This is a genomic window from Bacteroidota bacterium (assembly GCA_013696965.1).
Taxonomy (GTDB): domain Bacteria; phylum Bacteroidota; class Bacteroidia; order JACCXN01; family JACCXN01; genus JACCXN01.
On record JACCXN010000010.1, the window covers coordinates 57881 to 83323 of the forward strand.

Annotated in this window: 15 protein-coding genes; 7 read left to right on the forward strand and 8 right to left on the reverse strand. The window is 32.4% G+C overall.

Going from position 1 to position 25443, the window contains the following annotated elements:
• Positions 1-84: 84 nt before the first annotated feature.
• On the reverse strand, positions 85-1437 hold the full coding sequence (locus H0V01_02270; GenBank protein MBA2582195.1) for an MATE family efflux transporter: 1353 nt from the start codon (positions 1435-1437) through the stop codon (positions 85-87).
• 117 nt (positions 1438-1554) lie between these two features.
• Here H0V01_02270 and H0V01_02275 point away from each other — a divergent pair, with 117 nt between their 5' ends.
• Entirely contained in the window at positions 1555-4431 is a 2877-nt protein-coding gene (locus H0V01_02275) for a PD-(D/E)XK nuclease family protein (GenBank protein ID MBA2582196.1), read from the forward strand.
• Positions 4432-4448: 17 nt separating this feature from the next.
• Here H0V01_02275 and H0V01_02280 read toward each other — a convergent pair whose 3' ends face one another.
• Positions 4449-5138: a response regulator transcription factor gene (locus H0V01_02280; protein ID MBA2582197.1), complete on the reverse strand. Its 690-nt coding sequence runs from the start codon at positions 5136-5138 to the stop codon at positions 4449-4451.
• A 318-nt stretch (positions 5139-5456) separates the two neighbouring features.
• Between H0V01_02280 and H0V01_02285 the strand changes: the two genes are divergently transcribed.
• Both H0V01_02285 and mqnE read left to right on the forward strand, forming a co-directional pair.
• Entirely contained in the window at positions 5457-7610 is a 2154-nt protein-coding gene (locus H0V01_02285; GenBank protein ID MBA2582198.1) for a T9SS type A sorting domain-containing protein, read from the forward strand.
• A gap of 106 nt (positions 7611-7716) precedes the next feature.
• Positions 7717-8892, forward strand: a complete 1176-nt coding sequence (gene mqnE / locus H0V01_02290) for an aminofutalosine synthase MqnE (protein ID MBA2582199.1) — start codon at positions 7717-7719, stop codon at positions 8890-8892.
• A gap of 37 nt (positions 8893-8929) precedes the next feature.
• Here the strand turns inward: mqnE and H0V01_02295 are convergent, their stop codons facing one another.
• The 6 genes from H0V01_02295 to H0V01_02320 form a co-directional block, all read right to left on the reverse strand.
• The gene (locus H0V01_02295) at positions 8930-9925 is read right to left on the reverse strand and encodes an RluA family pseudouridine synthase (GenBank protein ID MBA2582200.1); all 996 of its coding nucleotides are present in this window, start codon (positions 9923-9925) and stop codon (positions 8930-8932) included.
• A gap of 61 nt (positions 9926-9986) precedes the next feature.
• A complete protein-coding gene (locus H0V01_02300; GenBank protein ID MBA2582201.1) occupies positions 9987-12188 on the reverse strand; it encodes a T9SS type A sorting domain-containing protein in 2202 nt (733 codons plus the stop codon).
• Positions 12189-12195: 7 nt separating this feature from the next.
• Positions 12196-12966 (reverse strand): PASTA domain-containing protein, encoded by a 771-nt coding sequence (locus H0V01_02305; protein ID MBA2582202.1) that lies wholly within the window; start codon positions 12964-12966, stop codon positions 12196-12198.
• A 118-nt stretch (positions 12967-13084) separates the two neighbouring features.
• The gene (locus H0V01_02310; GenBank protein MBA2582203.1) at positions 13085-15760 is read right to left on the reverse strand and encodes a D-alanine--D-alanine ligase; all 2676 of its coding nucleotides are present in this window, start codon (positions 15758-15760) and stop codon (positions 13085-13087) included.
• Positions 15761-15994: 234 nt separating this feature from the next.
• Entirely contained in the window at positions 15995-16576 is a 582-nt protein-coding gene (locus tag H0V01_02315; protein MBA2582204.1) for a non-canonical purine NTP diphosphatase, read from the reverse strand.
• Between the two features lie 3 nt (positions 16577-16579).
• Entirely contained in the window at positions 16580-19774 is a 3195-nt protein-coding gene (locus H0V01_02320) for a PKD domain-containing protein (protein MBA2582205.1), read from the reverse strand.
• A 239-nt stretch (positions 19775-20013) separates the two neighbouring features.
• On the opposite strand from H0V01_02320, the gene H0V01_02325 reads away from it, so the two are divergent.
• Genes H0V01_02325 through H0V01_02340 form a run of 4 tightly spaced genes read left to right on the forward strand, consistent with a single transcriptional unit; the run spans position 20014 to position 25442 of the window.
• Positions 20014-21363 carry an oligosaccharide flippase family protein gene (locus H0V01_02325; GenBank protein MBA2582206.1) on the forward strand — a complete coding sequence of 450 codons (1350 nt, stop codon included), beginning with the start codon at positions 20014-20016 and terminating at the stop codon, positions 21361-21363.
• Positions 21360-22499, forward strand: coding sequence for a hypothetical protein (locus H0V01_02330; GenBank protein MBA2582207.1), 1140 nt, complete (start codon positions 21360-21362; stop codon positions 22497-22499). The genes H0V01_02325 and H0V01_02330 overlap by 4 nt, the downstream gene beginning before the upstream one ends.
• 10 nt (positions 22500-22509) lie before the next feature.
• Positions 22510-24336: an asparagine synthase (glutamine-hydrolyzing) gene (asnB, locus tag H0V01_02335; GenBank protein MBA2582208.1), complete on the forward strand. Its 1827-nt coding sequence runs from the start codon at positions 22510-22512 to the stop codon at positions 24334-24336.
• Positions 24336-25442 (forward strand): hypothetical protein, encoded by a 1107-nt coding sequence (locus tag H0V01_02340; protein ID MBA2582209.1) that lies wholly within the window; start codon positions 24336-24338, stop codon positions 25440-25442. Before asnB ends, H0V01_02340 begins: the two co-directional genes overlap by 1 nt.
• Position 25443: the final 1 nt, after the last annotated feature.

The following is a 25443-nucleotide window of genomic DNA, read 5'->3' on the forward strand; positions in this document are numbered from 1 at the left end:
ACTTCTAAGATTTAAATTTAACTCACAATATACAATAAAATTACACTTTTTTTTAAATGGCAAATTCAAATGATCAACGGCATATTATATAGCTTTACTTTTTGTGTTAAATCTTGAAAAAAGTAAAACGGCAGCAACTGATAAACCAATTAATAATCCCACCCAAATTCCTCGGGCGCCAAAGTTTAAAGTAAATCCTAAGAAGTAGGATAAAGGCAAGGCTAAGCCCCAATAAGCAATTACAGTGATAAAAGTTGGTACTTTAACATCAGACATTCCTCTTAATGCCCCTAGTCCCACAACCTGCACCCCATCAGAGAGCTGAAACAAGGCGGCAATGACAATAAGGGAAGAGGCTAACTGAATAACCTTTTCGTGTTGATTGAAAAGTGGAGGCAAATAATTACTAAAAACAATAAATATACAAGCAGCGGTAAACATAAATGCAAAAGATAAAATAAAACCACTAAAACCAGCCATTCGGACTCCACTTAAACTACCTGCCCCAAATTGGTTTCCAACCCTTACAGTAGTTGCTGCTGATATCCCACTTGCCAGCATATAAGTTACAGAGGCAAGGGTAATTGCAATTTGATGGGAAGCAAGTTGAATTGCACCAATCCATCCAATCATTATGGCAGCAAAGGCAAATGCACCAACCTCAAAAGTAAACTGAAGTCCGATAGGAATTCCTAACCTTGTAATTTTTCTTATAATTTCAAATGAATAATTACTGATGCTAAAACCCTTTTTATAAGGAGAAAAAAGAGGGGATTTATAAATATAAACAAACATTGCTACTGCCATTAATACCCTGGAAATAAATGTTGCCCAACCCGCTCCATTTAGCCCCATTTCAGGAAATCCCATTTTCCCGTAAATCAGTAAATAATTTAGAAAAACATTTAAAAGATTTGATATTATACTAATATACATTGCCTGTCGAGTAAAGGATAAACCTTCGGCAAAATTTTTAAATGCCATAAAGACCATAAGTGGAAGCATGGAAAAACCAAGTATACTAAAATAGGGTATTGCAAGCTCCACCACAGCAGGAGTTTGCCCAAAATAATTTAAGGCAGGTGAGCCTAAAAAAAGAATAAGAAACAATAACAAACCTAAAATAGTGCAAATTAGGATGGAGTGCTTAAGCAATTCCATAATTTTACTTTTATTGTTTTCGCCATCGGCTGATGCAACAAGGGTAGAAATTGCAAAAGAAACACCGATTCCAAAAACAAGTACTACTGAAAAGATACCATTGGCAAGGGAAGCAGCAGCCAAAGATATAGCTCCGATTGGGCTTCCCTCACCTCCGTAATTCCCAACCATAATACTATCAGCCACTCCAACCAATACATGCCCAAGGTGGCTAAGACATATTGGATATGCCAGCTTCCATGTTTTTTTAAATTGTATTAAATAATCTTCTCTCATAAAAGCGTGGCAAATTTAACAGAAAGAAACGAGCAACAATATCTTTTTATTCTTGTTGTTAAATTTTTACCGACATTTAAAATTGCTTATTTTGCAGGTTTAAAATCCAATTTTCCCATGGAACCATTTTTAGCTCAGACAGCCCGTTATCTTTTCGAAAAACATGGAAGTGATATTAGTGAAATATGTATTGTACTGCCTAATAGAAGAGCTGGATTATTTTTAAAAACCCACCTTGCCGCTTTACATGATAAGCCTTTTTGGGCTCCTGAAATTTTTTCTGTTGAAGATTTTCTTTCCCAAATTACTGGTATTACAATTTGCGATAACATAAGTCTTACTTTTCGTTTTTATGCAATTTACAAAGAATTGGAGGGGGAAAATGCACAAGCTTTTGATGAGTTTGTAAAATGGGCACAAGTGCTTTTGCATGATTTTAATGAAATTGATGGTTATTTGGCAGATACTGAAAAGTTGTTTAGCTATATTGATGAAACAAGGGCTATGGAGGTTTGGAATCCGGATGGCTCCTCCCCTACCGATTTTCAAAAAAATTACCTGAAGTTCTGGAAATCCTTAGGAATTTATTACCAGAAATTAAAACAAGATTTAACAAGTAGAAATCAGGCATATCAAGGCCTTGTTTTTCGCATTGCTTCTGAAGACATAGTTAAACATCTTGAGAAACATGAAGAAACCAGGAAATATAAAAAAATAATTTTTGTAGGATTCAATGCATTAAACCAAGCGGAGGAAAAAATAATCAGAGCATTATTGGAAATAGGCAAAGCAGAAATCCTTTGGGATTCCGACAGCTATTATTTAAATGACAAAAATCAAGAAGCAGGAAAATTTTTAAGGAAATTTATTGGAAAAGAGGTTATAAAGAATAACACAGCACTTTTTGCCAAAGAATCCAGCAACAATAAAATTTTATGGATTGAAAATTTAATTGAAAATCAAAAAAAAGAAATAAACATTATTGGTGTGCCACAAAAAACTGGCCAGGCAAAAACAGCAGGACACATACTTTCTAAGCTTCACACTACAGATAATTATAAAGATACCGCCCTTGTTCTGGCTGATGAACAATTGCTACTGCCTGTTTTGAATTCATTACCTCAACAAGTTTCACAAGTAAATGTAACCATGGGCTATCCCCTGAGAAACACTCCTTTCTCAGGACTTATTGAAGCGATTTTTCAACTTCAGGAAAATTCATTGAGAATGAATAGTTCAATAAACAATTTAACATTTTACCATAAAGACATCCTTAAATTCCTTAACCACCCTTACCTGAATTATATAAAAAACATCTCTTTAAAACATAAGGAATTATTTGAAAAAATTATTTCTGAGATTAAAACTAAAAACAGTGTCTTTTTAAAGCCTTCTGAAATAAACACAATATCAAGCCACTTTGGTGAAACTTATGATTCTATTAAACCTTTCTTTATAAGCTGGAACAATAATCCTGGAGCAGCACTTGAGAATATTCTTGACTTAATTAATATACTTGCGGTAGAAATAGAAAAATTCAATAATTCCAATGAAAAATCTATTGAGGCTGAATATTTATACTATTATGCAAGGATAGTAAGGCAGTTAAAAACCTTGCTTAAGGATTATGATGGAATATCTGATTTAAAAACACTTAAAGCAATTTTTATTCAGTTGGTTTCTGCTCAAACCCTTCCCTTTTATGGAGAGCCTCTAAAAGGACTGCAATTAATGGGTATGCTTGAAACACGTACACTGGATTTTGACACTATTATTTTGCTTTCTGCAAATGAAGGAATTCTTCCCTCTGGAAAAAGCCAAAATTCTTTTATACCCTATGAAATAAAAAAACTGTTTAAAATACCTACCCATACAGAGAAAGACGCAATTTTCGCTTATCATTTTTATCGATTAATTCAAAGGGCAAAAAATATATTTGTTCTTTACAATACTGAAACTGATGAATTTGGAAGCGGGGAAAAAAGCAGATTTGTTACTCAACTCATTTACGAACTGCCTAAAATAAATGCAAATGTTAGTATTCGTGAACAGGTCCTTTCAATTCCAGTTGCTAATGAAATACCTGTTACCACATCAATTATTAAGACAGATGATATAATTGAAAAAATTGAAAAGTTATGTGAAACAGGTTTTTCTCCTTCTGCAATTAACACTTTCACCAATTGTCCTCTTGATTTTTATTATAAATACATTGTTGGTTTAAGAGAGGAAACAGAGGTAGAGGAAACAATTGAGGCAGCAAGCATTGGAACCTTTATTCATGATGCCTTATTTGAACTTTTTAAACCTTTTATTGAAAAAAAGATAAGCAGCAAGGATATAGAAAGCATGAAAGATAAGGTTGGAAATGCAGTAACCAAAGCTTTTTCTGCGAAATATGCCCTCAATGAAATGAATCAAGGGAAAAATCTCTTAACCCTTAATGTGGCAAAAAACCTCATACTTAATTTCCTTAATAAAGAAAAAGAAAATATTAAAAACCTGGAAGCAAAAAACATTCCTATGATCATTAAATCACTGGAAGAGAAAACAGAAGCGCACATTATTGTTAAAGTAGGCCAAACAGATAAAACAATAAAATTTAAAGGGGTTACAGACAGAGTAGACCAAATAGGAAATATTTCAAGAGTAATAGATTACAAAACAGGTTTTGTAGATGAAAAAGAATTAAAAATGGATGATTTAAGTGAAATTTCAAATAGGGAAAAATCAAAGAGCCTTCAACTTTTGCTATATTCTCTGTTATTTTTAAGCAAAAATCCTGATTCAAGTGTAAACTCCGGAATAATTAGTTTTAAAAAGCTAAGTGCAGGAGTAATGAATTTCTCCTTAGCCGGAGAAACTACTATCAATAAAGAATTAATTGAAAATTTCGAAAGTGAATTATCGAAAATAATCAATTTTTTATTTGACAAAGAAATTGCTTTTGAACATCACCCCGATTCTTTATATTGTCCTTTTTGTGCTTGTTGAATTTGATTAAAAAAAGATCAACTTGTAAACTTATACCCTACTCCTCTTATAGAGTGGAAGTATCTAGCTTTTTTAGTGTTTTCTTCAAAGTATTTTCTAAAAGCTAATATATAATTATCAATTGTCCTTGAGGATGGGTAAACATCATCTCCCCAAATTTCATCTAATATTTCGTTCCGTGAAACAACCATATTGTTTCTTTCGATTAATAATTTGAGTAATTGGAGTTCTTTTTTGTTGATTGAAAAAATTTTTCCGTATTTATCCTTTACCTGATAGGTTTGAAAATTAATGAAATTATCACCGAAATGAAACATTGTAAATTCCTTTTCTTTTGAAGCTCTTTTTAGCAAAATATTCACTCTTAATAAAAGCTCCTCTAAATTAAATGGTTTTGTTAAATAATCATCCGCACCCAACTTAAGCCCCTTTACCCTGTCTTCACCTGAGCTTTTTGCTGTTAAAAACAAAACAGGTGTTGAAACATCTGTTTTTCTTATCTCTTCACAAATTTCAAAACCAGAAATTTCTGGAAGCATAACATCTAAAATCAAAAGATTATACTTGTTTTGGCAAAACAAAGACAATGCATCTTTCCCATTGGAGCAAACATCTACTTTATGTCCTTCCAATTGTAAATTCAATGCAATGATTTCACTTAAATTCTCTTCATCCTCAACCAACAATATTTTATTTTCCATTTTCAATGATTCGTATTTTTTTTGTAAAGGTAAATTTTAAAAAAAAGAAAACTATAATTGCAGGGATGAATTAGATTTTTTACCCTAATAATCCAATTATTCGATGCTTTAAATTTTAAGATCCCAATTTTAATTAAAAAAAATTTTGTTTTTAAGGGATATAAAATGTAGGTTTGAAATTTATAAAACAGAAATTAATTACCGTAAATTAAATCAAATTTCACCATTTTTAATTTAACTTTTGTTTTTATACTCAAGTACTAACGTATAATATTATTCCTTCATATTATAACAAAAAATAAAATAACCTCTAATAGCAACAACATGAAAAGAACCCTTACTCAATTTTCAACCTTGAAAAAATTATTTTTTCTATCAGCAATACTCTTTTTTTCCACTTCCTTCTCTTTCGGACAAAGAACCTGTGGTACTATGGAAAACCTTGAAATGCGAATGCAACAAGATCCTGGCCTGAAAATGAGAATGGAAGAAATGGAAAATGATATTAAGAATATTAAGGGCAACAATTCAGGATCAAGAGCTGTATTTACAATTCCTGTTGTATTTCATGTTGTTTACAGAACCGCTACAGAGAATATTTCAGATGCAAGGTTAATTGAGCAATTAAATATATTAACAGAAGATTTCAGGAGATTAAACGCAGACAAGACAAACACTCCTGCAGGATTTCTAGGAATTGCCGGAGATACAGAAATTGAATTTTGCCTTGCCCAACAAGACCCACTAGGAAACCCTTCAACAGGAATTACCAGAACACTTACCACTGTAACTGCATTCAACACTAATGATGCGGTAAAATTTAATGCACAAGGCGGAAAAGATGTTTGGGACAGAAATAAATATTTAAATATATGGGTTTGTAATTTAGGTAACAGTTTGTTAGGTTATGCCCAGTTTCCAGGTGGAGCTGCTGCAACTGATGGAGTTGTATGTCATTATAAATACACAGGAAAAACAGGCGCTACAGCTCCTTTTAACAAGGGTAGGACTGCAACTCATGAAGTTGGCCATTTTTTCAATTTGAGGCATATTTGGGGAGATGCGAATTGTGGGAATGATCAGGTAGCTGATACACCGGTTCAACAGGATGAAAATTATGGTTGTCCAACTTATCCTTTAAGTCCTAATTCATGTTCAACTACAAATTCAAATGGAGACATGTTCATGAATTACATGGATTATTCAGATGATGGATGTATGAATGCTTTTTCTGTAGGACAGGGAACAAGAATGCAAGCATCATTAAATCTTGCATCGCGTGTTGGTTTAAAAAATTCGATCGGTTGCCAGCCTGTTAATTTGGCCCTAAATGATGCCGGAATTTCTGCAATTATATCACCTTCAGGATCTTCTTGTGATCTTACTTTTATTCCAGTTGTTACTTTGAAAAATTTTGGTTCAAACACACTTACATCTGCAATAATAAATTTCAATATTGACGGAGGCACTAACCAAACATTCAATTATAGTGGAACACTTGCATCTCAGGCTACTGTAAACATTACTTTAACTAGTATGACAACAAATGCAGGAAACCATACTTTTAATGCATTTACCACAATGCCAAATGGTGTTGCTGATTCACAAAGTTCCAACGACAACTTCTCAGCCATTTTTACAATTTTAGGAGGTGCAACGTCCGTAGCATTGCCTTATCTTGAAAGTTTTGAAGGCACATTCGTACCATCAGGATGGCAATTAGTAAACCCTGACAATAATTTAACCTGGACAAAATCAGCTGCGGCAGGTGGATTTGCAAATACACCATCGAGTGCCAAAATGGATAATTTTACTTCTACTGCAAATATTTCAGGACAAAGTGATTATTTGTACACACCCTTTTTCAACCTGAGCTCGGCACAATTACCAATAACTCTTGATTTTAGCGTAGCCTATGCAAGATGGAGCAATACTTATCATGATTCTCTAATTGTAAACTTAAGTACTGATTGTGGCGGAACCTGGTCAAGAATCTTTGCAAAAGGCAATCTGGGTCTTGCAACAAATGGAGGTGCAAATGACACAAATCTTTTTGTTCCAACAGCTTCACAGTGGAGAGCCGAATCAATTAATCTAAATGCATATGTTGGGAATCCTAATGTAAGAATTTCATTTCAAGCAAAAAGCGGATGGGGAAACAACTTATACATTGATGATATAGCAGTTAATGAATCTTCTATTACAGGAATGGAAAAAAGCCAGTCCGTTAAGGGAGTTTCAGTTTATCCTAATCCTAGTAAGGGACAATTGTTTATTCAAACTGATAATGAAGATAAGAATGCAGTTAAAATAAGCATATTTAATACACTGGGTGAAATTATTGCCAATGAAAGCAACAGCAATAACAAATCAGGAAATTATTATTTTGACATGAACAATTATCCAAATGGAATTTATTTGATAAATATTGAAACTTCTAAAGGAGTTACAGTCAAAAAAATGATTTTGGCCAAGTAATTTTTTGCTGTTTCAGCAAACAAAAAAGGCATTCTGCAGAAAAGCAGGATGCCTTTTTTTGTTATTCAGGCTTTTAGGATTAACTTCGTCCTAAAATCATTTAGAAATGGATACAACACATTTAAAAGCACTTATTGATAAAGGGAAATTATCACCGGAATTAAAAATTACAAGCCTTAAAGTTTTAAACAATGAAAGGTTGGATTTTAATGAAGGCGTGCTTTTATATAAGCAAGCGGATTTGGGACTTTTGGGTTTGCTAGCCAATTTTGTAAGAGAAAACAAAAATGGAAACTTCACCTATTTTAATCGCAATTTCCATGTAGAACCAACCAACCTCTGTGTTTTTGATTGCAAATTTTGTTCTTATTCTAAAAACTTCAAGCATAAAGGTGAAGCCTGGGAATTATCTGAAGAAAAAATTTATGAGATTATCCGAAGCTATGATGGCAAACCTGTTACAGAGGTTCATATTGTAGGAGGTGTGCATCCAAAAATGGGGCTGCTTTATTTTGCAAAGATGATCCAAAACATAAAGAAAATAAGACCGGAAATCCACGTAAAAGCTTTTACTGCGGTAGAACTTGAATATATGTGCCGCAAAGCCAAGGTTAGTTTTCATGAAGGGCTTTCAATTCTCAAGGAACATGGTCAGGATTCTTTACCCGGTGGTGGCGCTGAAATTTTTGATGAAAAAATTAGAAGTGAAATTTGTGATGATAAATGTAGTTCAGCTGAGTGGTTAGAAATTCATGAAACAGCACATAAATTAGGTATGCCCTCTAATGCGACAATTCTTTACGGACATATAGAAAATTATGAGCACCGCATTGATCATATGCAACGGTTGCGAACATTACAAGATAAGACCAGGGGCTTTAATACTTTTATTCCTCTTAAATTCAGAAACAAGGACAATCAAATGTCGCATATTAATGAGGTTTCTATTATTGAAGATTTGAGAAACTATGCTATTTCCAGAATTTTTATGGATAACTTCCAACACATAAAAGCATATTGGCCAATGATTGGAAGAGAGACTGCAGCTTTATCCATGGCATTTGGAGTGGATGATATAGATGGTACAATTGATGATTCCACAAAAATATATACTATGGCTGGATCAGAGGAACAAACTCCTGCAATGAGCACTAAGGATTTAGTTCAACTTATTAAAGATAACGGGAGACATCCAATTGAAAGGGATACTTTATACAATGTTGTTACTGATTACAATTGCTATGATTTTGAAAAGGAAGAGTTAAAAGAAAGCATTGTATAAGTTTGATGAACTTTTTAAAATGAGTTTCACTCAGCTTTTATGTAATGCTCGCAACGGAATAAATTCTCCATTTTTCAATAACCTGTTGCATATCATCAGGAATTTCAGAATCAAAAAACATATCCTTTCCAGTGTCGGGGTGTACAAAGCCCAATGATTTTGCGTGGAGTGCATGACGAGGCATAATTTTAAAGCAGTTTTCAATAAACTGCTTGTATTTTGTAAAAGTTGTGCCTTTTAATATTTTATCTCCTCCATATAATTCATCATTGAACAAGGGATGTCCAAGGTGTTTGAAATGAACTCTAATTTGATGTGTTCTTCCTGTTTCAAGCTTACATTGCACCAAAGTAACATAGCCAAATCTTTCCAAAACTTTGTAATGAGAAACAGCATGTTTGCCCAAGTCTCCTTCGGGGAAAACATCCATCTTTTTTCTATCCTTTATATTTCTTCCAATATTGCCTACAATTGTTCCTTCATCTTCTTTTATATCGCCCCAAACAAGTGCAAAATAAGTCCTTTTTGTAGTTCTGTCAAAAAATTGTTTAGCCAATTTAGCCAGGGCAATTTCATTGGTGGCCAGCACCATAATACCTGAAGTATTTTTATCCAATCGATGAACAAGGCCAGGACGCGGATCCTGAGTTTTAAACATGGGTAAATTACTAAAATGGTACATTAATCCATTAACCAGAGTACCTGAATAATTTCCGTATCCGGGATGAACAACAAGGCCTGGTTGTTTATTAACTACAACAAGCCAATTATCTTCATATACAATGTTAAGGGGTATGTTCTGGGGTATTATTTCTCTATCTCTAGGAGGTTGAGCCAAAACAATGGTAATAACATCGAGAGGCTTTATCCTGTAATTTGGCTTAACAGCTTTTCCGTTTACCAAAACATTTCCAGCTAATGCTGCACTTTGAATCTTACTGCGACTTGCATTTTGTATTCGGTTCATCAGGAATTTATCAATCCTGAGCATATCTTGTCCTGGATCTACTTTAATTCTAAAATGTTCATACATTTCATCATCTTCCTGGGCAATATCTTCTGTATATTCTTCTTCAATCAATTTAATTGGGGAATTAATTCGAAATTATTATTTTTTGACTTTGACTTTTTCCTGTTAAAGAATTATCAATTTTTACAATATAAATTCCATTAGAAAAACCAGAAACATCAATAAATGTTAATTCCTGATTTTCATGTATAAAAACATTTTTTCCATACATATCAAATATATTTATTCTGGTATGGCTGTAATCCGAAATTCCGTCAAAAAACAAGTGGTTATTTGCAGGATTAGGGAATATTGTGATTAATTTTTCTTCATTGGATGCATTTTGAAAAGGTTCATCAATTCCTACTGAAGGATCCCTGGAAACCCCAAAAACTGGTCGCATTAACAGAGATCCGTTAAACTGGGTATTTTGCCAATTTCCATTGAGGTTATAAAATATTTTATCCTTCTGATTGTTGTTTTTATCAAAGCCAATATTTAATTCAGTAGCATTTACCTGCACCCACCCAACATAAATAATACCTGAGGCGACAAGGGGTGTTGATAAAACATACTCATTAAAGCCATTTATGTTTCCTGCAGTACCAGGGTAAGAAAAATTATCATCCTGATAAAGTATGGTTTCAGGATTAAGATTACTCCAAACAGTAAGTTTAAAAGGGGCATACTGTACGTTACTATTTACAGGGGTAAAATGCATGGCAACAGCAGTTAGTGTATCCAGGGTATTGAGCGTAAATTTATAGGCCAGTTTAGCTCCCATTTTGTTAAGTCCAAAACCAGACTCAGGAACACCATCATCATAAGCATAATAATTATCAAACCTTTGAAGGTGTCTGATAGTGTCATTACTGCGGTTAACATCAATAACAGAATAAATTGAATTTGAAATTTCAAATTCCTCATATAAATTGTTATTAATAGGAAATATAAAACCTGGAGTATTACTGTAGGTAAAATTAGTATTAGGGGATTCACTACCTGCGGAGGTATTTGTTAATAGTGTATTGCCACTTCTATCCTTAATGTTATAGGTGTAATTAATAACTTTGCCTATACTGCTTAAGTTGTTTAAATTTACGGTTATATCGCTTGCCATTTCATTTCCAGGGTTTGCCACAAACTGCTTCCAGGGCATTTCCCTGAAATTTTTAAGGATTGTATTAGCAGGAGAAACAAAAGCCACGTCTTCAGGATTAACATGAGCATTAAGACCTTTTTCAAGCCTTACATAATCAAGGTTCCAATGATCTAAATTTCCTGAAAGGTTTGCATAGTTTTTAAAACGAAATTGAAAACCATCCTGAAGAAATCCCTGTTGCATAATAGGAATCAGAACTTGTTTGAAAACATGATTTGCTTCTCCTTTTGCGCTCCATATTCGCTTCCAAAGCGAATCAAGTGGAGAGTAGAATTCCAATACAAGCGAATCATTCGATTCTGGCATATTTCCAATTCCTTGTGGTTGATAATAAAAAGAAAAGTAAAGAGAATCTGAAGCTGGAAAATTCAAAAAGATAGGCTTTGATGTTAAGTGATCAGCAATGCCATGAGCAAGTACCTGACCAGGCGCATATGCTGAACCATTGCTAGAAAGGCCATCAAAAGTTACAACGCCAATGGTTGGCGGAGAAATCGCAAAAGAAGTATTAATATAAACATCATTGTCAAGCCATAAACTGTTTTTGGCACTTACAAAGGCAACCTTATTTACAATTGTATCTAGGATAAGTACTTTAAAAGGAACAAACGCATAATCCAGTTCATTTTGGGAATTAATATAAGCTCTTGAATAAGCAGGCCAGGCAGTAATTATTTTTGAAGGAATAAAAGGATTATTCGGAAAAGGGCCTTCTTCATAAAATGATAACTGAAATGAAGGTTTAGCAGTAGAATCAATTTCATTGGTTATTGAATCATAGGTATAATCCCAACTTACGGTTTCAATGTATTTTAGGCTATCTACTATATTTCCATCTATTTTGAAATTCACTGCCACAGAATCTGCGGTTTGATCAGCAAGGTAAATTGGCAGATAATAATAGGTAAACCGATCAACAGAGAAATCATCCACAAATGGTAGATTCAAGGTATCAATAATAAAATATTGTTTATGGGCTGATCGGGAAGATTTTAATTCTAGCTGCGGTGTGTTTTTTATTAAATCAAGGTTATAATCAATGTCAATTAAATATTCGCCCTGACTATAAGCATTTAAGGCAAAGCAGAGAAAACAAAAAAACAAACCTGATGCTTTATTTCTCATTCTTATTCTATTTTTCAGGTGACTGAGTGATGAAAATATCTACAGGAGAGCCCATGTTTATCATTGATTCACTGCTAAATTGTGGAATTTGCTTATATACTCTTGCTTGGGTAGAATCTTTTACCGTTTCATCTTTTATTACGGAACCCAGGTTTAAGGAACTGGCAAATAAGGCTTCAATAGCCTCTGCATAGGTAAGATTTAATAAGTTTGGTAATAAAACCATTTCATCACTTACTCCTTTGCCTAAAACAAGATCAATGGAAGAACCCCGGAAGATTTCTTTCCCCGGTTCAATTTTCATTCCTTTAAATTCTTGTGATAGCACTGCATTGTGGGCAATATCAGGAATGTACTTTAAATTTCCTACAACCAAACCTGCAGATTCAATAATTGCAATTGCTTGTCTTAATGAAAAATCAATAAGATCAGGCATTTTAACTTTTGGTGGTGTTTTTGTATTAATGGTTAAATAAAGCATCCGCTGTTCCTTAACCTGCAAATCGGCCTTTGGCTCCTGATCAATTACTATCCCCGGTTTGCTTTTGCTGTCGTAAACAGAGTCTACAATGATATATCTAAAACCTTTTTGATTTAATATTTGATCCAATTCCTCTGCTTGATATCCCCTTAATTCAGGAACTGTAATTGTTTCACCATGCAAAGTATAGGAACTAAGGAACTGAAGCACTACCCAGGAAAGCGTAGCCAATAAAAAGAGAGCAGCAAAAAGATTAATAAAAAAGATCTTACTAATTAAAAATCTAAAAAAATTCATAGGACTGAATTAAAAACTGCTTAAATTAAACAGCTTTATTGATTAATTATTGTTTTTTTTTGATGAAAAATGAATTCATTGTATAAAGATAAATGAAATTATCAGAACTTCATTTATACTACTTTAACAATGCCTGTTTACTAAAAGCAAACTCAATTATTTTATCAATAAAATCAATGGGTTTATAATGATTTAATGCGCTCTGATGAAAAATACAAGTAGCGGGAGTCATTCCAGGCAAGGAATTTACTTCAATAAAAACTACTTCTACTTTACTGCTGTTGTATATCCTAACAAAGGCATCTATTCTACAATATCCCTGAATATTTAGTATTCTGGCGGCTGAACCTAATTTCTCCTTAACTATTTCAGAAATTGCCTGTCGTTCCAAAGGGTTAGAGGCATATCGAGCCGGTGTTATATTCTGACCTTGTCCTGCAAGGAATTTTTCCTCAAGGGACAATACTTCTCCTTCTGAAAGCGCTTCAGATGCTTCAAACACTTCATAAATGATCTTTCCAGAATCATCAAATTTAGTTAACATCCCTCCTGTAATTTCCAAAAAATGCTTTGAATCTTTCCTTGAAATTAATTCTTCAACCAGAAATACATTTTTTACAGGAAATTCTTCCTTTGGTTTTATTTGCAATAGAAATGCACTTTGGGAATCAAATTCATTTTCGTTCCTGAAAATCAGCTTGGCAAAGGCCAATAATTCATCTTTGTTTTTTATTTTTTTTACAGCTGAACTACATCCATCGTCAACAGGTTTGGCAATAAAAGGGAATTCAATCCTGGCCGCTATTTTCTCTATTTCTTGCTGTGGATTATTCTCCCAATCCTGCTTTTGCACCAACAAATGTTCAGCAATAAGAAATCCATTTTGTTTTAAAATTTCATTCGTAACAAATTTATTAATTGTTATTTGCGAACTCTCCACATCTGAACCATTAAAGGGTAAATTCACCCTGTTTAATTCCACTTGTACTGCTCCATCCTCCCCTGGTCTTCCATGAAGGGCTATAAATACAGCATCTGCTCTTTCAGCCAATTCTTTGTAATTTATTTTCGAAGGTTTAGCAAGACTTCCGGCAGAAGAATAACGATTGGTAATTGTTTTGCATTCTTCAATAATTTCGGCTATCGTAGCATGCGTTTCATAATGATCAATTTTTTCTTTAATATCATCCGCATTATCCTTTAAAAGAATGTTTACAGGAATCTGATATAACTTATGTTCGTTTTCATCTCCTGTTAAGAATATTGGGAGCGGATCATATTTTATGGATGATGCAAGTTTTTCATAAATATTTCTGCCGCTTTCCACTGAAATATGTCTTTCAGAGGAAAAGCCTCCGAGTAAAACCGCAATTTTCTTTTTTTCCTCTCCAGAGGTTTCAGTATTCAGTGCCTTATCAAGCTTGTGTAACAGTTTTTTTGCATTTAACGCATGCTTGCCTTTTAAGGAACGTTGCAGGAGGGAAGTGCGGATAATATAACTAAGAAATTGTGAAGGGTTTAGTCCTATTTCAGCAGCCTGGTGAAAAAAGAATGAAGAAGGCATCATTCCAGAAGTTGTGTTTGGGTCATTCAGGAAAACTTTATCGTTTGAAATAAAGCCATCAATGCGGGCATAAACATCAAAATTTAAATAATGAAATAGCCTTTCACATTCCTGTCTTATAGCCTGTATTTGATCGGCAGGAACATCGATTGGTGTAATTTTCCTGGATAAGCCAGGCAGGTATTTACTGCGGTAATCAAACAGCTCATTCCCTTTTCTGATTTCGGTTGGTGGAAGTGCAATTGCCTTTTTACCTTCTCCCTCGTTTTGAATAACTATGCAGGAAAACTCTTTCCCTTTTATAAACTGCTCAATAATAACCTCTGCTTCCCCATCAAGTGCTTCGAGTAAAATATTTTCTTGTTCATCCAGATTCTTATTTAAGAAATCAATCAGCTCATCTGGGTGATAAATAACCACCTCCCCTACTCTTACAGGAATTCCGATTCCTTCACGAATATCAGTTAAAACCCGGATAAATTCTATTTTCTCTGAATCATTTAATTTGCTCCACGCATTCCCGCTTAATTCAGAAGTAAAAAAGCTTCTGTTTACAGCCTGTTCGAATTCAATTTCATTACTGGCATTAATAATACTCACTCCAATTGAAGAGCCTTGCGTTGCTGATTTTACAACCAAAGGAAAAGCTATTTTTTCTTTGGCTTTTTCAAAAAAAGATTTGCTACCAGATCTAAACCATTCGTGCCTATCAATAATAAAAAATTCTGGACCAGCAAAACCTCCATCCCTCATCAGACTCTTTTGAATAACCTTGTCGATTCCTATTGCGGAGGGCAAAATTCCTGAACCTGAATAAGGCATTCCAATATAATCCAACAATCCCTGAATTTTTCCATCCTCTCCCATTGGGCCATGTAAAGCAAGAAAAGCGAAATCGATGTAATTACTCAATTGCTCAACAGGAATGCGTTTTCCTATTTTATTAATAAGTTCTTCTTGTTTTTCAAGGCTTAAATCACCTAGGCATTCAGAATACACCTGGAAATCACCATTAGAATAAGGGATGCAATCCACAGGAGGATAAAAATCCCGAATACTTCCTTTGTAAATAAATTCCCAGTTTAGTAGAACAAAATTGTCAAAACTGTCAATGAAAACAGGTACAGCATCAAATAATGATTTATTCAGGTTGTCATAAACAGTTCTGCCACCGGCAAAGGAAATTTCCCGTTCTTTTGAACTACCACCGAAAAAAATTCCTGTTTTAATTTTCATTTAGCTATTTATTTTTTTCTAATCAATGGAAACCTACTGTTTAAATAGTTGTTTTTTCAAAACAAAACATTGATCTATATTTATTATTGTACCTTAATTATCAAAATATCAAGGCAAAGATAATCAATAAGGGTGTGCTAAATTATAAAGGAATTGCATGAATGATTATAATTTTCACAGGTAAATTGTGAATAACTGTTGGATCCCTGATTATTAAATCGGTAAAAATTATTCTACAATAGAATTTAAATATACAACCATCTTATTTATAGCCAATGCTCTGTGGCTGATCTCATTTTTTACCTCTGCTGGCATTTGAGCAAAAGTTAGTGGATAACCTTCAGGTTTAAAAACAGGATCATAACCGAAACCCTCTTCACCTTCTTTCTTTTGTGTGATTTCACCGTTTACAAGCCCTTGGAAAGTATGTATTTCTCCCCCTATTATTAATGACACAACAGTAATAAATCGGGCCTTCCGGTTTTCTTTACCCTCTAACTCATTCAATAATTTGTTCATGTTATCCTCTGAATCCTTCCCCTCTCCGGCATAACGAGCCGAATACACTCCTGGCCTGCCTTCTAGAGCCTCTACCTCAAGGCCTGTATCATCAGCAAAGCAATTATAACCATATTTTTCAAAAACATACTTGGCCTTTTGAATCGCATTTCCCTCGATGGTTGCAGATGTTTCAGGAATTTCTTCCTTGCAATTTATTTCCTCAAGACTAAGAATGCCTATATTTTGGTTTAAAATTGCAGCTACTTCTTTTACTTTGTTTTTGTTGTTTGTAGCAAAAACCAATTGCATAATTTAATTATCTCCTTTTATAAATTTACGGGTAAAAACCTGGCCGTTATAAGTCAATTTAATTGTATATGAACCCGCTTGCAAAGAATTTGCATTAAAGTAAAGAGTATTAATGCCTTTTGATCCAGTGTTTGGTAAATTACTGTTAATCATTTTACCCTGATGGTTTAAAATTTCGAGTTTAATTTCACTTGCAACAGGCAGAAAAAACCTTATTGTTAATTGATCATTAACAGGATTAGGGAAAGGATCCATTAAAACAAGGTCATTGTTTCCTAAAAGTTTACAATATTCGTTATTTTCAAAATTTGTATCATTTGATTTATTGGGATTCAGGGCTAAAACACAAACATAATCCTGAATGTTTTCATTTAATGGATTAATTTCGGCCTTAAATTCATACAAAAGTTTTTTTCCTGAATGAAAATCCCCAGTCCACAATTCCTTAATTCTTCTGCCATTCTTTTGTTCCAGGATAAGGTCGATTTCCTGAATTGCTACTGTACCATAATTTGTTAATTCAGCTGTAATATTTAAATAATTACCTTTTGTAATTACAAAAATATTGGTTACTGCAATATCTAAATTAGCTGTTATAACATTTAAGGTTCTTGAAAAAGATTGATTACATCCATATTGGCTTTGGGCAGAAAGAATTATTTGATAAGTGTTTTCAAAAGAATAAGTATGCTCCAAATCAATTAAATTACTACTTGTTCCATCTCCTAATCCCCAACTGTAATTTTGGGCTCCATTTGAAAGATTTTTTAATTTCATTGGTTGCCCAGGAATAACAACCTGTGGTTCAATAGTAAACAAAGGAATTGGAAGTGGATGTATTTTAACCACCCTTACAACTGAATCCTTACACTCATTTATAGTATTAACTTTTAAAGAAACGAAATAAACATCTACTTCTTCGAAATTTACTATTGGGTTTTTTATTGAAAAGCTCTGAAGATCGTTAAAATTCCAAATCCATGAATTAATTGAATTATCTGCAATGATGCTTAAATCTTTGAATTCAACTGCTGAATTAACGCATACATCAACAGGTTCAAACCATGCAGTTGGTTTATGATAAACTTCCACCGCTTTTTGAATTTCTGAAACACAACCATTATTTGCCGAAACCACAAGCGAAACATTATGCATACCCGGAGCATCAAAAAGAAACGAAGGATTTGCACTGCTTGAGGCTGTATTGCCAAAATCCCAATTATAAGAACTAATAATAGAAGGTAATGTTAGGGATGAATTATTAATGAAATCAATAGGAGTACCCGAACAAACGGATTGAAAAGTAAAATCAGCTATTGGACTTTCATAAACTACTATTGGTTTGATTGTGGAATCAACACATCCGAAAAGGGTTGTAACAATTAGTTTAACATTATAAACTCCGGGAAGCTGATATGCATGAAATGGATTTTGATCATTTGAAAAATTTTCCAGACCAGAGGGTGCATTACCAAAATTCCAATTCCATTGAACAACTGTGTTATTTAAAGCTGAACTTGTATCTGTAAATTGAACTTCAAATCCTGAACAAGCCAAAGGAGAACTAAAACCCACTTTTGGTAAATAGTGTACCATTACAGTTTGCAGATATTCATCCTGGCATCCTGTTGCAGTAGTTGCAACTAATTTTACAAGGTAATTTCCTGGTGCATTAAAAAAATGTACGGGATTTTTATCTATGGATAAGTTTCCATCTCCAAAATCCCAATTCCATAGTTCAATAGTCTCTCCAGAAGGAGGAACGGAACCATCAATAAAACGCATAGAATCACCAAGACACACATTGCTGAAACTGAATAGAGCTTCAGGGGCAATTCCCTGGATGGTTACATTAATGGTGTCTGAGGCAATACAATCGTTATTGCTGGATACCTGAACCCAATATTGTCCGGCATTCATAATTTCAAAGTATGGCAGATTGGAATTATCATTCCAAATATATGATTGAACCAGGGACTCTCCTTGAATTAATTTAATTACATTACCTTGGCAGAGGACAGTGTCGGAGCCAAGGGAGATTTGTTGTTGAATATTGTCAAAAACGACATCGATAGTATCTGAGGTCAACGAACAACCAAAAGTATCAGTTACATTAACCCAATATTGACTGGCTTGATTAATATTTAATAAACTATCTGAAGATAAATCAGGCCAAATAAAAGTAAAACTTGTTTTATCCAAATTGGTATTCCAAAGAAGTGTTTGACCAGGGCAAAGAATTGTATCTGCGATCTGATTGATATTATAATTGTATGAAAACTCAATGGTATCTAATGATTGTAGGCCGAAAACATCGGTTACGGTTAACCAGTATTTACCTGGTGTAGAGATGATTATTGAATCCGCCGTGCTGCCTGTTGACCATAAATAATCTATAAAATGTTTTGGAGCAGATAGAACTGTATCACAAAAATTTTTTAGAACAATATCCGAACCTAAATTAACAGGGGGGGCATATTTATTTTTTAAATAATTAAAAACTTCATCATGTTCAACCTGATTAAGCGGGTGATCATATAAAATAATTTCAGCTATATCACCTGTTAAATAGGAAGGAAACTGGCAAAGACGTCCAACAATAAAATCTGCGAATGTGACTGGATTAGAACTAGTAACAGCTGATGCTATTTTATAATTTTCTATAGGAGAAGAGTTGATTGTTTGAACATTGTTAATTTTATAATCTGAGATATTAAAACTAATATCTGCTTGAACATCATACAAATTAGTTGAAGAGCCTTTCACTCCCAAGGCTACTGTATTAGAAGTAAAAACTTGTTGAGTAAGTATCCCGATATTTATTGGGTAATTTGATAATGCTCCATTCCAATTAAAAACTACAAAAATAGAACCTACTACCGAAGATGAATTAATAGTTAAAAAATCATTCCCATCAAAACGCAGTGCAGAATTATCTGCAAGCATATCAATATTAGTAACCCATTTAGGTTGGCTTGCAGGGTCGTTTTGAATAGCATGATTGTTGTTCCCAGACATATCATTCCAGCTACTAACTTCAGAACCATTTAATGTTATTCCACTATCTGATCTTAACCATAAAGATAAGCCAAAGATTGTATTTGGCTGAGAAAAAAGCGCTGAAACATTAAAAAAATACAAGAATAAAACTCCTGTTATTGTCAAAAAAAACTTATTAGGAAACTCAAATAGAAACATTAAATTTAAATTTAAACAAAACTGGTTACCTTACCTTTTCATCTTTTTTTTAATCTTAAAAAATTGTTTATTACAAATATAGCTTAAAATAATATATACACTATATTAAGTATATAAGAGTTATAAAAGAAAAAGTCAATTTTCACTTTAAAAACCACTATCATTGATATTTTAATAGTAATTTTGCTAAAACCTCTATAATAATTGTTAAACAAAACTGATAGTTAACCCTCTTAAGATTGTCAATAAGTAAAAATATAATCAATCAGTTTATAGTCCAATCAACAGGAATTATTTCTGGGTTTTTCATTTCTATAATAATTGCTAAAATATTAGGGCCAGCAGGAAGGGGTGAATTTGCTGTTTTTGTAACTTCCCTTACCTTTATCTCTATATTCTTAAGTTTAAGTATAAATCATAGTATTTTATATGCAATTTCTTCAAACAAATTTCCCATAGACAAAATATTTTACACTTGTTTGCTTTTTTCGCTAGGACTTATTTTTGTTAATATTATTTTTTTCTGGACTGAATTTTTATTTCATTCAAACTTCCTTTTTTCCAATGAATCAATTACAGCAAACGCTTTAATGATATTAGGATTTACCATTTACCTTTTTATAAGTATAATAAATGCTGTTATGGCAGGTTTGAAAATTTTCAAATTACAACAATTACTTTCTATCCTATTTTCAATTTTAAATATTATACTTTTTGGAGGATATTTTTTTATAAAAGTTTATGTTTCACCCACTGTCCAGATTCAATTTAACGATTTTCTTTATTTTTACACCTTTACCCAGATAATAATACTGATTATTACCTTATATTTTTTTTTTAAGGAAACTCCAATTTCTTTTAATATTTCATTTTTAAATTTTAAAGATTTTAAATTTTTAATAGCGTTCTCTTTAACAGCATACCTTGCAAATTTATTTCAATTTTTAACTTATAAAATCGACATTTCATTTGTAGACTTTTATTTAGGCAAAAGCCAATTAGGAGTTTATTCTCTCGCAACTAACTTAACAAGAATGTTTTGGGTTTTGCCAGTCTCGATTTCAACAATTCTTATTCCTTATAATGCAACAGATGAATTAAGCAGGTCAACTATTAACATAAATAAATTAACAAGAACAACTATTTTCATGATTGTTGTTATTATCGCTTTTAGCTTACCTTTAATTGATCTATTTATTCCATTTATTTATGGTAATGAGTTTTCTGAGGCTTCTACTATATTAAAAATATTAATTTTTGGATTAATACCATTTGCTGCAACTAATATTGTTCTTTCTTTTTTTAGTGGTCGAGGTTTGGTTAAACATAATCTTATTTTTGCCTTTATTGTATTTATTTTGACCATTACAGGTGATTATTTTCTTATAAATTCTTTCGGAACAGTTGGCGCCTCTATTACTAATGTCTTAAGCTATACTCTAGGCTTTATATACCCTTTGGTAATTTATATCAATTATACCAATGCAAGTTTATCTGATTTATTAATAGTTAAAAAACTGGATTTTGTAGAAGTAAAAAAGAAACTTTCTGCTAATTTAAAATTAAACATTTTCAAAACTCCTAAATGAGAAAGATTTTAATTCTATCATATTCAAATCTTAATAGCGACCCTAGGGTTATAAGGCAAATTTCTGCTCTCAAAAGTGATAATGAAATTTCAATAGCTGGATATTCATCTGTACAAGAAAAAAATGTACAATTTTTTCCTATTTATTCTGCGCCACCTTTTTCTTTAAAAAGAAAGATGAAAAGATTTGTACAATTTTTATTTAGAAGATATGATCTTTATTATTGGGATGCAGGAAAAATTTCTTTTTACAAGAAAATAATAAAGGAACAGTTTAATGTGATTGTTTCAAATGATATTATGACATTACCCTTAGCTTTAAAAATTGCTGATAAAACAAATGCTAAAGTATGGTTTGATGCTCATGAGTTTCATCCAAGGGAATTCGAAGATAATTGGAAATGGAGAGTTTTGTATCAAAAGTATATAAGTCATCTATGTAAAAAATATATTCCTCATGCACAAGTTTTTTCGACTGTTTGCGATGGAATAGCCCAGGAATACTTTAATTACATAGGCATTTTACCTCAGATTATTACCAATGCATCCAATAGAATACAACTAAAGCCTTTTATTACTAAAAAAAATAATATTAAATTAGTTCATCATGGAGCAGCAATACGTTCAAGGAAAATAGAATTAATGATCCAAATGATGTCTTTTCTAGATAATCGATTTACTATTGATTTCATATTAACAGGAAGTGATTTAAAGTATATAAACGAATTAAGGAAATTGTCTAAAAAAAATAAAAATATTCGTTTCATACCACCTGTCGAATTTAGTCAAATTTGCAATTTGTTAAATCCCTATGATATAGGAGTCTTTCTTTTACCCCCTGTAAATTTAAATTACAAATTTGCCCTACCAAATAAAATATTTGAGTTTATTCAAGCAAGATTATGTATAGCGGTATCACCATCTCCGGAAATGGCTAATTTAGTGCGTACTAATAATTTAGGTGTAGTATCAAAAGAATATACTCCGAAAGCCATGGCACAAGTTATAAATGAGTTAAATGAAGATAAAATATCCAATTTTAAAAATAATGCTCACATTGCAGCTAATAATATTTCTGCTGAAAAGAATTTTGTTAAAATGAATGATATTGTAGAAAGTTTAATTAATAATAAATAATTTCAAAAGCATGTGTGGAATTTCCGGAATATTATCTTTCAACAAAAAAATTGAAGCTGTATCTTTAAAGAAAATGATTGATACACTTGATCATAGAGGCCCTGATGGAGAAGGTATCTGGTTAAATGAAAAACAGCAGGTAGGATTAGGGCATAAACGGCTTTCAATTATAGATTTAACTGATTCAGGAAAGCAGCCCATGCATTATTGTAATGGTCGGTATTCTATTACTTTTAATGGAGAAATATATAATTATATAGAAATTAGAGAAAACTTAATAAAACAAGGTTTTAAATTTGTATCAAATTCTGATACAGAAGTGTTACTTGCTCTTTATGAGTATAAAAAAGAAAAGGCGCTGGAAGATTTGGATGGGATGTTTGCTTTTGCAATTTGGGATGAAAAGGAACAAACTTTATTTTGTGCAAGGGACAGGTTTGGTGAAAAGCCTTTCTTTTATCACCGTGATAAAAGTACTTTTTCATTTGCTTCGGAAATGAAAGCCCTTTTTCAATTTATTGGTAAAAGAAATATTGACAACAAACATATTTACAATTATTTTCTGTATAGTATTATTGAAGATCCGAATAATCCAACTACAACCTTTTTTCAGGATATTCATCAGCTCCCTCCAGCACATTATATAGTTATTGACAGCAATAATAATATGACTGGAAGAAAGTATTGGGATGTTGATTTAAATTACCAGGTAAATTATTCAATAGAAGAAGCTAAAGAAAAATTCATCTCTTTATTCACCCAATCCATTACCAGAAGGCTTCGAAGCGATGTGACTGTTGGAAGCAGCTTGTCAGGAGGAATTGATTCCTCCAGTATAGTAATGATGATTGATCGATTGAAAGGAACGGGCCAAATTCAAAAAACCTTTTCAGCAAGATTTCATAATTTCGAAAAAGATGAGGGGAAATTTATGGAAATGGTAATTAAAAATAGCAAGGTTGAACCACATTATGTTTACCCAACTGCTGAATCAGCGTTAGAGAATCTTCAAAAAATAATGTACCATCAGGAAATGCCCTTTGGCAGTACCAGCATTGCAGCACAATACGAGGTAATGAAACTTGCCAGAGAAAATAAAGTAACAGTACTTTTGGATGGGCAAGGTGCGGATGAATATCTTGCAGGCTATTCAAATTACTGGCCTTCTTATTTAATGCAGTTATATCGTGAAAACAGAAATAAATTTCATCAGGTAAATCAACATTTAAAATCTCTTCATAATTTTGATAGCTTAGAACAAAATTTTGATTTTAAGCTAAAAACATATAGCTATGCTGCTTATAAAAAATATGGAGATATTATGCGTAGGTATAAAAATCCTTCTTCGGATTATTTTATGGGTTTAAATCCTGAAATCACAAGACAATATCAGTCTGGAAGAAATCCTTTATACAAACCACCTCATCTCAAGAAACAACTATACCAGTCAACGCTCAAAACTGACCTGGCCAATTTGTTGAGATATGCGGATAGAAATTCAATGGCAAACTCCATTGAAGTAAGACTCCCTTTCTTGTCACATAAACTTGTAGAATTTGTATTTAGCTTGAATGATGATTTTAAAATAAATAATGGCTGGACAAAGTATATTCTAAGAAAAAGCATGGAAGGCATTCTCCCCGATGAAATAACATGGAGAAAAGATAAAATAGGTTATGAACCTCCTCAACAAGAATGGTTAAATAAAAATGCTTTTCAGAGCTTGTTTAAGGAAGCTGCGGAAGACTTAAAAAAGGACAGAATAATTACAAAAGAATCAGACATGCTAAACTGGTCATACTTGATGATTTATTTACTGAAAAAATCTTTTAATTAATGTTAAAAAAAAGAAAAAAAATACTTTTTGCTGCGGTTGATATTGGTTATAGAATAGAAGTTTACACAAATTTTATTGAGAAAAACCTTGATGGTCAGCTCCAGGCAGATTCTTTTTCAAAATACGTTCTTCCAAAAGAACACTACAAAACTCAATATACATACACTTGTCCTATTGACAAAACACATCCCTGGATCCTATATTCATACTCTTTTATATTTTTTATTTTTAGTCTATTCAAATATGATATTTTTCACTTTTTTTCAGGCGAAACCATCCTTACAAGAAAATTAAGAAGATTTGAATTTTTTATATACAAATTATTAGGTAAGAGAATTATAATGCATTTTGTTGGCGCGGATATTAGAAACCCGAATTATTTAATATGGAAAGAAAAAAATATTGACGAATTCCTAAAAGGGAAAAAACCAATTCCCTTAACATTGAAATGGCAGGATAAATTAATAAAAGACAGTTTAAAATATGCAGATGAAATTTTAGTTTCAACTCCTGATTTATTAAAAATTATTCCTACTGCAAAGTTTTATCCTGTGGTAATTGATTTAGATAAATTCTTTACTGAAGTGGGCAAGGTGGAAATCAAGGAAAACTGTAAAACTTATAATATCCTCCATGCTCCATCAAACACAGCTGTAAAAGGAACTAATTCAATCCATAAAAAACTGTCTGAATTCAAAAACAAAAATCAAAATAAAATCCAATTGATGTTGCCTGGAGAAAATATTATGAATTCAAAAAAACTATATTCGGTTTCAAGATATGAATTGTTTAAGCTTTTCATTGAATCGGATATAGTAATAGATCAGATTATTATTGGTTGGTATGGTTTGCAATCCATAGAGGGATTACTGACAGGAAATCATGTACTGTGTTATATTGAGGATGATTTGAAAAAATATTCCTTTGATGAATGCCCGGTAATTAATATAAATACTTTGAATTTTGAACAGGTTCTTGAAGAAGTAATTTCAAATGGAAACAGGAATAAATCAGAAATTGCCAAAAACAACTTGAAATGGGTTGAAAAACATCATACTATTGAAAACAACAATAAAATTTTATTGGACGCTTGGAATGTGAATTAAA

What these genes read in the sequence shown, in the direction of transcription:
- H0V01_02285 (MBA2582198.1), top strand. Translation starts at nt 5,457, where the DNA reads ATGAAAAGAACCCTTACTCAATTTTCAACCTTGAAAAAATTATTTTTT.
- H0V01_02300 (MBA2582201.1), bottom strand. Translation starts at nt 12,188, where the DNA reads ATGAGAAATAAAGCATCAGGTTTGTTTTTTTGTTTTCTCTGCTTTGCC.
- H0V01_02315 (MBA2582204.1), bottom strand. Translation starts at nt 16,576, where the DNA reads ATGCAATTGGTTTTTGCTACAAACAACAAAAACAAAGTAAAAGAAGTA.
- H0V01_02330 (MBA2582207.1), top strand. Translation starts at nt 21,360, where the DNA reads ATGAGAAAGATTTTAATTCTATCATATTCAAATCTTAATAGCGACCCT.
- H0V01_02275 (MBA2582196.1), top strand. Translation starts at nt 1,555, where the DNA reads ATGGAACCATTTTTAGCTCAGACAGCCCGTTATCTTTTCGAAAAACAT.
- H0V01_02305 (MBA2582202.1), bottom strand. Translation starts at nt 12,966, where the DNA reads ATGAATTTTTTTAGATTTTTAATTAGTAAGATCTTTTTTATTAATCTT.
- H0V01_02295 (MBA2582200.1), bottom strand. Translation starts at nt 9,925, where the DNA reads ATGTATGAACATTTTAGAATTAAAGTAGATCCAGGACAAGATATGCTC.
- mqnE (MBA2582199.1), top strand. Translation starts at nt 7,717, where the DNA reads ATGGATACAACACATTTAAAAGCACTTATTGATAAAGGGAAATTATCA.
- H0V01_02270 (MBA2582195.1), bottom strand. Translation starts at nt 1,437, where the DNA reads ATGAGAGAAGATTATTTAATACAATTTAAAAAAACATGGAAGCTGGCA.
- H0V01_02340 (MBA2582209.1), top strand. Translation starts at nt 24,336, where the DNA reads ATGTTAAAAAAAAGAAAAAAAATACTTTTTGCTGCGGTTGATATTGGT.
- asnB (MBA2582208.1), top strand. Translation starts at nt 22,510, where the DNA reads ATGTGTGGAATTTCCGGAATATTATCTTTCAACAAAAAAATTGAAGCT.
- H0V01_02320 (MBA2582205.1), bottom strand. Translation starts at nt 19,774, where the DNA reads ATGTTTCTATTTGAGTTTCCTAATAAGTTTTTTTTGACAATAACAGGA.